The 8,421-nt window shown below is 71.1% G+C and carries 9 protein-coding genes; 3 read left to right on the plus strand and 6 right to left on the minus strand.

Annotated features, from left to right (window positions below; genetic code table 11):
• A partial coding sequence (locus tag PKE44_RS11400; RefSeq protein WP_324551193.1) for a hypothetical protein occupies positions 1-204 on the minus strand: 204 nt, incomplete at its 3' end.
• 282 nt (positions 205-486) lie between these two features.
• Here PKE44_RS11400 and PKE44_RS11405 point away from each other — a divergent pair.
• Entirely contained in the window at positions 487-1,185 is a 699-nt protein-coding gene (locus PKE44_RS11405) for a type 1 glutamine amidotransferase domain-containing protein (RefSeq protein WP_324551194.1), read from the plus strand.
• A gap of 119 nt (positions 1,186-1,304) precedes the next feature.
• Here PKE44_RS11405 and hutH read toward each other — a convergent pair whose 3' ends face one another.
• A complete protein-coding gene (gene hutH / locus PKE44_RS11410) occupies positions 1,305-2,855 on the minus strand; it encodes a histidine ammonia-lyase (RefSeq protein ID WP_324551197.1) in 1,551 nt (516 codons plus the stop codon).
• A gap of 189 nt (positions 2,856-3,044) precedes the next feature.
• On the opposite strand from hutH, the gene PKE44_RS11415 reads away from it, so the two are divergent.
• On the plus strand, positions 3,045-4,745 hold the full coding sequence (locus PKE44_RS11415) for an EAL domain-containing protein (protein WP_324551200.1): 1,701 nt from the start codon (positions 3,045-3,047) through the stop codon (positions 4,743-4,745).
• Positions 4,746-4,760: 15 nt separating this feature from the next.
• Here PKE44_RS11415 and PKE44_RS11420 read toward each other — a convergent pair whose 3' ends face one another.
• Positions 4,761-5,414 (minus strand): hemolysin III family protein, encoded by a 654-nt coding sequence (locus PKE44_RS11420; RefSeq protein ID WP_324551202.1) that lies wholly within the window; start codon positions 5,412-5,414, stop codon positions 4,761-4,763.
• 269 nt (positions 5,415-5,683) lie between these two features.
• Entirely contained in the window at positions 5,684-6,271 is a 588-nt protein-coding gene (locus PKE44_RS11425; RefSeq protein ID WP_324551204.1) for a CGNR zinc finger domain-containing protein, read from the minus strand.
• 190 nt (positions 6,272-6,461) lie between these two features.
• Here PKE44_RS11425 and PKE44_RS11430 point away from each other — a divergent pair, with 190 nt between their 5' ends.
• Complete coding sequence (locus PKE44_RS11430) at positions 6,462-7,361, plus strand: alpha/beta hydrolase (protein ID WP_324551206.1); 900 nt, start codon at positions 6,462-6,464, stop codon at positions 7,359-7,361.
• Positions 7,362-7,444: 83 nt separating this feature from the next.
• On the opposite strand, the gene PKE44_RS11435 is transcribed toward PKE44_RS11430, so the two are convergent.
• Both PKE44_RS11435 and PKE44_RS11440 read right to left on the minus strand, forming a co-directional pair.
• Positions 7,445-7,870: a type II toxin-antitoxin system VapC family toxin gene (locus PKE44_RS11435; protein WP_324551208.1), complete on the minus strand. Its 426-nt coding sequence runs from the start codon at positions 7,868-7,870 to the stop codon at positions 7,445-7,447.
• Positions 7,867-8,124, minus strand: a complete 258-nt coding sequence (locus PKE44_RS11440; RefSeq protein ID WP_324551210.1) for an Arc family DNA-binding protein — start codon at positions 8,122-8,124, stop codon at positions 7,867-7,869. The genes PKE44_RS11435 and PKE44_RS11440 overlap by 4 nt, the downstream gene beginning before the upstream one ends.
• Between the last annotated feature and the right edge of the window lie 297 nt (positions 8,125-8,421).

Here is an 8,421-nt window from a genome sequence, read left to right on the forward strand (position 1 = left end):
CTTTTTCCCTTGCGCTCCGCGCTCGAAGCCGCAAGCGCAAGGCTTTTTCCCTTGCGCTTCGCGCTCGAAGCCGTGCACGCAAGGCTTTTTCCCTTGCGCTCCGCGCTCGAAGCCGTGCACGCAGGGCTTTTTCCCTTGCGCTCCGCGCTCGAAGCCATGCACGCAGGGCTTTTTCCCTTGCGCCTCGCGCTCGAAGCCTTGCACGCGACGCGAAAAGCGTCGCGACCGGCGCCCGCAGCCTCAGCGCCGCCGCCGGCAGCCGGTCCCGGCCCGCGGTCTGGCGCGCGCCCGCTCCTGCGGGCGCCGGGTTCCGCACGGTCGCCGGAGGGTGTCCCCGTGCAGGCCGCTCCCGGTGGTCCCTGAAAAACAAGGATCGTCAGACATTTGCGTGCCGTGATCTTGCCGGATGCTCATGTGCGCGGCTGAACCGCTCCCCCCCGGCAGGGTCGGTCCGCACACGGGCTGAGCCGTGGACAGGAGCGGATCATGAACAAGCGTGTGCTGATCATCGTCACGTCCACGCCGCTGATCGACGGCACCGGCCACCCGACCGGCACCTGGGCCGATGACATCGCGATTCCGTATTACGCGCTGCGCGAAGCCCGCTGCCTCGTGGATTTCGCCTCGCCGCTCGGCGGAACGGCGCCGATCGATCCGCGCAGCCTGTGCGAGGTCGAGGGCGCGCTGCCGCCCTCGGTCGTGCAGTTCGTCGCGGACCGCGAGCTGCAGCAGCAGCTTGCCGGGACCCGGCGCGTCGCCGAGATCGATCCGCTGCGCTTCGATGCGCTGTTCGTGCCCGGCGGCCACGGCGCGCTGTGGGATCTGCCGGGCGATGCCGGCGTCGCGCAGGTGGTCAGCTCGATGCTCGGCTACGGCCAGATCGTCGCGACGCTCTGCCACGGCGCTGCGGCGCTGCTCGGCGCCACCGGCTACGGCGGCCGGCCGCTGGTCGCCGGCCGGCGCGTGACCTCGATCACCGATGCCGAGGAAAGCGCGGTCGGCCTGACCGCGGTGCTGCCGGTGTCGCTGGAACAGCGCCTGCGCGAGCTCGGCGCCGAATTCGTGCACGACGAGCTGTGGCGCGCGTACGTGACGCGCGACCACGCGCTGATCACCGGCCAGAACCCGCAGTCGGCACCGCTGATCGCGCGCCATCTGGTCGATGCGTTGCGCCTCGCCGGCTGAACGCCCCTGCCGGCCTCATGCCAGTCACAGCTGAACACCCGAGCGTTTCAGCCCCTCCCCCCTCGCGGGGGAGGGGTTGGGGAGAGGGGGATCAACAGCGCATGCACGTGTGATCGGTATCAGCCGCTCGGCAGCAGTCCGGCCGGCAGCGCGTCGCGCACCGCGGCGCGCAGCTGCCCGCCCTCGATCAGCGCCGTGGCGCGGGCGATGTCGGGCGCGAAGCAGCGGTCGCGCTCGTAGAACGGCACCGCGGCGCGCAGCAGCGCCAGCGCCGTGCGCAGCGCTGCCGAGCTGCGGTGCGGTGCACGCAAGTCCACGCCCTGCGCCGCCGCCAGCCATTCGATCGCGACGATGCCGGCGGTGTTGGCCGCCAGCTCCGCGAGCCGGCGCGCCGCGAAGGTCGCCATCGACACGTGATCCTCCTGATTGGCGCTGGTCGGCAGGCTGTCGACCGAGGCCGGATGCGCGAGCGACTTGTTCTCGGAGGCGAGTGCCGCGGCCGTGACCTGCGCGGCCATGAAGCCGGAGTTGAGGCCGCCGTGCGCGACCAGGAACGCCGGCAGGCCGTTGCTCAGGTTGGCGTCGATCAGCATCGCGATGCGCCGCTCGGCGAGCGCGCCGGTTTCGGCGAGCGCGAGCGCCAGACCATCGGCCGCGAACGCCACCGGCTCGGCGTGGAAGTTGCCGCCGGAGAGGATGTCGTCGTCGGCGGCGAACACCAGCGGGTTGTCGGAGACGGCGTTGGCCTCGGTCAGCAGCACCGCGGCGGCGTGGCGGATCTGTTCGAGGCAGGCGCCCATGACCTGCGGCTGGCAGCGCAGCGAGTACGGGTCCTGCACCTTGCCGCAGTGCTCGTGCGAGCGTTCGATCTCGCTGTGATCGAGCAGCGCGCGGCAGGCGGCGGCGATGTCGATCTGCGCCGCATGGCCGCGCACGGCGTGGATGCGCGCATCGAAGGGCCGGCGGCTGCCGAGCGCGGCCTCGACCGACAGGCTGCCGGTGACGAGGGCCGCGACGAGCAGGTTCTCGGCCGCGAACAGGCCCTCGAGCGCGAGCGCCGTCGATACCTGCGTGCCGTTGAGCAGCGCCAGCCCCTCCTTCGGCGCCAGCGCGAGCGGCGCCAGCCCCGCCGCCGCCAGCGCCGCGGCACCGCTCATGCGCACGCCCCGGTACGTCGCCTCGCCCTCGCCGATCAGCACCGCCGCCAGATGCGCGAGCGGCGCCAGATCGCCGGACGCGCCGACCGAGCCGCGCGACGGGATCAGCGGCCGGATGCCGTGCGTGTACAGCGCGAGCAGCGCCTCGACGAGTTCGGCGCGCACGCCGGAATGGCCGCGCGCGAGGCTCGCGATCTTCAGCACCAGCACCATGCGCACGGTCGATTCCGGCAGCGGCGCCCCGACGCCGGCGGCGTGCGAGCGCACCAGGCTGCGCTGCAGCGTGTCGAGATCGGCCGCTGCGATGCGCGTCTGCGCGAGCAGGCCGAAGCCGGTGTTGACGCCGTAGACCGTGCGGCCTTCGGCGAGCACGCGCGTGACCGTCGCCTGGGCAGCGTCGATCGCCGTCCGGCAGCCGGGCTCAAGACAGAGCGGCGGCTCGCCTTCCTGCACGGCGCGCAGCAGCGCCAGGTCGAGCGCGCCGGGGCGCAGCAGGATCGGGGAAGCGTTCATCGCGCAAGGCTCCGGCCGCGGCCGACGCGACTGCCCGATGGCGCAGCCCGCGTGCCGCGGCACCGCGAAATAGTGGCAGACGCCGGTGCCGGGCACGAACCCGTGCCGGACGGCGCCGGCGATGCGGCCTCGGGCAGATGCGGGGGCTGCACCCGTGAGGCTGCCGCGGCCCGGCGATATGCTGCGGCGATGAACGAACCACCGGTGGACGGCGCGCGCGGCATCAGCGCCCTGGGACAGCGTCTGGCGCTGACGGGCGCGAGCGACGGGCTGTGGGAATGGAATCCGCTGACCAAGGCCTTGTACGTGTCGCCGCGCCTGCTCGCGATCCTCGGCTACGAGCAGGATCTGCTGCCCGACACGCATGCGTGGCTGGCCCTGATCCACCCCGAGGATCGCGGCGGCTACAACCATGCCGTCGCCACGCATCTGCAGGGGCGCACGCCGTATTTCGAGCACGAGTACCGTGTGCGCGCCGCCGACGGTGCCTGGCGCTGGGTGTCGGCGCGCGGCATCGCGGCGCGCGACGCCGACGGTCGCGCGTACTGCATGGCCGGCTCGGTCGCCGACATCACCGCGCGCAAGGTGATGGAGGCGGGGATGCGCCACCTCGCGCATCACGATGCACTGACCGGCCTGCCCAACCGCACGCTGCTCGAAGACCGCTTCGCGCAGGCGCTGTCCGGTGCCCGGCGCTCGGGGGGCGGGCTGGCGCTGCTGTTTCTCGATCTCGACCGCTTCAAGGATGTCAACGATGCCTGGGGCCACCCGGTCGGCGATGCGCTGCTGCGCGCGGTGGCCGAGCGTCTGAAGACGAGCGTGCGCGCCGTCGATACGGTCGCGCGTCACGGCGGCGACGAGTTCATCGTCGTGCTGCCAGCAACCGGAACCCCGGCCGCTGCGGCCCTCGTCGCGCGCAAGATCCTCGCGGCGCTCGATGCCCCGGTCGAGTTCGACGCGTACCGGCTGTACGTGCGCGCAAGCCTCGGCATCGCGCTGTACCCGCGCGATGGCACGGACTTCGCCACGCTGCTCAAGTGCGCCGACACGGCGCTGTACCGCGCCAAGAGCGCCGGCCGCGGCTGTCTGCGCTTCTACACGGCGCAGATGGACGCCGAACTGCGCGGCCGGCTGGCGATCGAGCAGGGCCTGCGCACGGTGCTGAGCGAGGGCGGGCTGGTGCTGCACTACCAGCCGGTCTTCGCCGCCGGTACGCCCGGGCGGCCGCTCGCCGCCGAGGCGCTGCTGCGCTGGCAGCGCCCGGACGGTGTCTGCGTGCCGCCGGCCGAATTCATCCCGATCGCCGAGGAAACCGGGCTGATCGTGCCGATCGGCGACTGGGTGCTCGCCGAGGCCTGCCGTCAGGCGCAGCGCTGGCATGCGTGGATCGCCGCCGGCGCTGCGATCGCCGTCAATCTGGCCGTGCCGCAGCTGCGTCAGCCGCGGCTGCCCGAGCGCATCGCCCAGCTGCTGGCAGACCACGGGCTGCCGCCGGCAGCGCTGGAGATCGAGCTGACCGAATCGATGCTGATGCAGCGTGGCAGCGCGTCCGAGCACGTGCTGCACCGCCTGCATGCAATGGGCCTGCGCATCGCCATCGACGACTTCGGCACCGGCTATTCCTCGCTCGCCTATCTGCGCCGGCTGCCGATCGACACCCTGAAGATCGACCGCAGTTTCGTCGCCGAACTCGACACGGCCGGCGGCGGCGCCATCCCCGGCGCGGTCATCGCGCTCGCCGGCCAGCTCGGCATGCAGACCACGGCCGAAGGCGTGGAAACCCTCGCGCAGGCGCAGTGGCTGCATGCGCGCGGCTGCGACCGGCTGCAGGGTTACCTGCACGGCCGCCCGGTGCCGGCGGACGAATTCGAACGCTGCCATCTCCGCTGAGCGCGGGCGGCGGCTTCAGCCCGCGTGCCACAGCACCGCGAAATAGTGGCAGACGCTGCCGCCGAGCACGAACACGTGCCAGGCGGCGTGATGCCAGCGCCGGTGATCGCGCGCGAAGAACCACAGGCCGCCGGTGTAGAGCACGCCGCCGAGCGCGAGCCAGACGAGGCCGGCGACGGCCATGCGCTCGATCATCGGCCCGGCGGCGATGACGATCATCCAGCCCATCGCCACGTACAGCGCGATGCCGAGGCGCTGGCAGCGGCGGCAGTCGCGCAGGCCGCCGAGGCTGCGCAGCACGATGCCGAGCAGCGCCAGCCCCCAGACCGTGCCGAACAGCGACCAGCCCCAGGGCCCGGCCAGCACGCCGAGCGTGAACGGCGTGTAGGTGCCGGCGATCAGCAGGTAGATCGCCGCATGGTCGAGCACGCGCCAGATGCGCTTGCCGCGGGTTTCCGGCCAGGCGTGATAGACGGTCGAGATGCCGTAGAGCAGCAGCATCGCGGCGCCGAAGACGCTGGCACCGACCACGGCAGCGGCGCCGCCGGGCTCGCGCGCGTGCGCAGCGAGGATCAGGAACGGCAGCCCGACCAGGCTGGCGGCAAAGCCGGCGCCGTGCGTGACGGCGTTGACGGTTTCCTCGCAGCGGGCGGAGGTACAGAGAGGCATGGCGGCGGCCCCCGGCGGGCCGGCCGGATGCCGGCAGCCCGATGATCGGGAAGGCGCGCCGATGCGGCGGTTCCGTCACCGTCGCGGAAGCGGCCCGGGTGCGCCGGACAGGCCGATTCCCGCAGATGGTTCCGCGGCCTGCTCCGCAGTCCGCGTGTCCGCAGGCCGCGTCCGCGGCTTGCGGGTCAGGGCATGGGTCTGACGTGAGTCAGACATCGGCAACGCGCATGTTTCCTGCAGGCCCGGAGCGCCGTCGCCGGCCGTCGTCCTCACCCGCCGCCGTCGCCCGCCCGCAGGCGCCGGCGGTGCGCAGCGGCCTTCGCGCGGTTGCCGCAGGCGGCCATGCTGCACCAGCGCCGGTTGCCGCGCTTGCTGGTATCGCGAAACCACAGCACGCAGGCCGGATTCTCGCACTTGCGCACCTCGGTTGCCGGCACCTCCGCGAGCAGTCCGGCGAGCACGGCGGCGATCGCTGCGGCGACGCTGTCCGGCCCGGTGTAGTCGGTCACGTGCAGCAGCCGCAGGGCGCCGTCCTGCGCGACGAGCTGCCAGTGACCGCGCCCGGCCGCGAGCCAGAGGTTCAGGGTTTCCTGCAGCGCCGCGCGCGCTCCGGCATCCGCCAGTCGCGGCAGCGCGCTGCGCCATGCCGCGCGCAGCGCCTGCACCGCGGCCAGTGCGGCGTCGAGTTCGCCGCGCGCTCCGGCCTGCTGCGCCAGCGCGTGCGCATCGGCGAGTTCCGGCGTGCCGGCCAGCCAGTCGAGCAGCGCCGCCGGCGTGGCGAGGAAATCGAGCAGCACCTCGGCCGGCGCCGCCAGCGTGTTGGCGAAGTCGAGCGCCGGGTGCTCGCCGATGCGCATCGGCGCCAGAGCGGCCGGGGCCGGCTGTGTCTCAGGGGGGGGCGGAACATCGTTCGGGTCGGGCATGGGGGAATAGTAACCGATAAAAACCATGTTGACAGGTTTTGCAGTCATGGCTACGGTGTGTCTCAGTAACCATCAAATTAGTTTTTAACGGTTACTCACCTTCCCCCACCGGAGCTTCCCGATCATGACCGCCCCTGCCGAACTGCCGATGCCTGTCCCGCCGCTGCCGGCGCCCGCCGATCTGCTGCGCGTGCGCTACGGGCGCACGACGATCGACGGCCTGTCCGTGTTCCACCGCAGCGCCGGCGATCCGGCCGCGCCGGCCTTCGTGCTGCTGCACGGCTTTCCGTCGTCCTCGCACATGTTCCGCGAGCTGATCCCGCGTCTGGCCGGGCGCTTCCACGTCATCGCGCCCGACTACATCGGCTTCGGCCACTCCGATGCGCCCCCGGTCGAACGCTTCGAGTACCGCTTCGACCGCCTCGCCGGCATCGTCGCGACGCTGCTCGACCGCCTCGGCGTCGGGCGCTATCACCTGTACATGCAGGACTACGGCGGCCCGGTCGGCATGCGGCTGGCGACTGCCGCACCCGGGCGCGTGCTCGGCCTGGTGTTCCAGAACGCCAACGCCTATCTCGACGGCATCGGCGCGCCGGCGCGCGAGGTGTTCCTGCCGCTGTGGGAGCGCGGCGACGAGGCCGGCGCCCGGCAGATGCTGACGGCGGAAATGACGCGCTGGCAGTACACGGCCGGCGCCCGCGATCCGCACGGCCTGAACCCCGACGCCTGGCTGCACGATCAGGCCGGGCTCGACCGCCCCGGCAGCAGCGAACGCCAGCTCGCGCTGTTTCGCGACTACCGCCACAACGTCGAGTCCTACCCGGCCTGGCAGCAGTACCTGCGCACGCAGCAGCCGAAGACGCTGGTCGCCTGGGGCCGGCACGACCCGATCTTCATCGCCGCCGGCGCCGAAGCCTTCCGGCGCGACCTCGAGCAGCCGCACATCCACTACCTCGAATCCGGCCACTTCGCGCTGGAAGAGGACGTGGAGGCGATCGCGGCGCTGATCCGCAGCACGTTCTGAAGCTCGCTGCCGCCTCTGGTGCATGGCAGGCGGCGCTTACGAGCGCAGCCGCAGGCGTAATCGGGCGCAGTTCCATGCTGCTGCTACAGCATCGCCTGCCATGGATTGATGACGTGGAGGCCGGCCACCTGGAACGGCGCCACGTCGCGTGTGGCAACGGTGAAGCCGCGAGCGTTGGCAATCGCGGCGATGTAGCCGTCTGCCTTGCCGATGACCTTGCCCTCGGCCCTCGCCCGCGCCATCAGGTCTGCATAAGCCCGGGAAGCCTCGAGATCGAACGGGAGAACACGAGCCGTAAAGGCCGGCAATACCTCCTGTTCCAGACGATCCTGATAGATCGTGCGGCGCCGGCCGTCGGGCATCGTGGCAAGGCCATAGCGCAGCTCGGCCACGGTGATGGCGGACAGATAGAGCGTTTCAATGGCCTGTGCGTCGATCCACGCCAGCACGCCGGGATTCGGTTCGATCTTCCACAACTCGGAAATCACGTTGGTATCGATGACGATCATTCAAACCTCAGCGGCTCGGCCAGCGTCCTGTCGCGGAGCTGGTCGAAGTGCCCGGCTTCGGCATCGGTCAGACCGCCGGCCTCGCGGGCGATGGAAGTCAGCAGCGAACCGAGTTTCAGGCGGCCTTCGGGCTTCGCCGCCTGCTCCAGGATGTCGCGGATTTCAGCTTCAGTGCTGCGACCGTGCCTGGCTGCACGAACCCGGATCGCCCGGTGTACCTCATCCGGGACGTTGCGAATGGTGATGGATGGCATGGCTTTCTCCGTCATGTTTTGATTGCAGTGATTGCAATATATTAAATTGCAATCACTTCTGCCATCAGCAAAATATCGATCAGGATCGAGTGCAGTCCGCTTTACCCGGTACACACCGGGGACGAAGGCTGCGTGTAACGGTCAAGTTCCGGCGGTCGTTTGCGCCATCACGGTGCCCGCGTCCGGAACCGGCATCCTGCAGAAGCGATGCAGTGATCCGGCAATCCGGCGCCTCAACCCCCGGCAGGACTGAATGACTGCCCTGCACCGGCAGGGCTGCCACCGCCCTCGATGTCA

Origin of the sequence: Plasticicumulans sp. (genome assembly GCF_035331805.1) — a bacterium.
GTDB lineage: Bacteria > Pseudomonadota > Gammaproteobacteria > Competibacterales > Competibacteraceae > Plasticicumulans.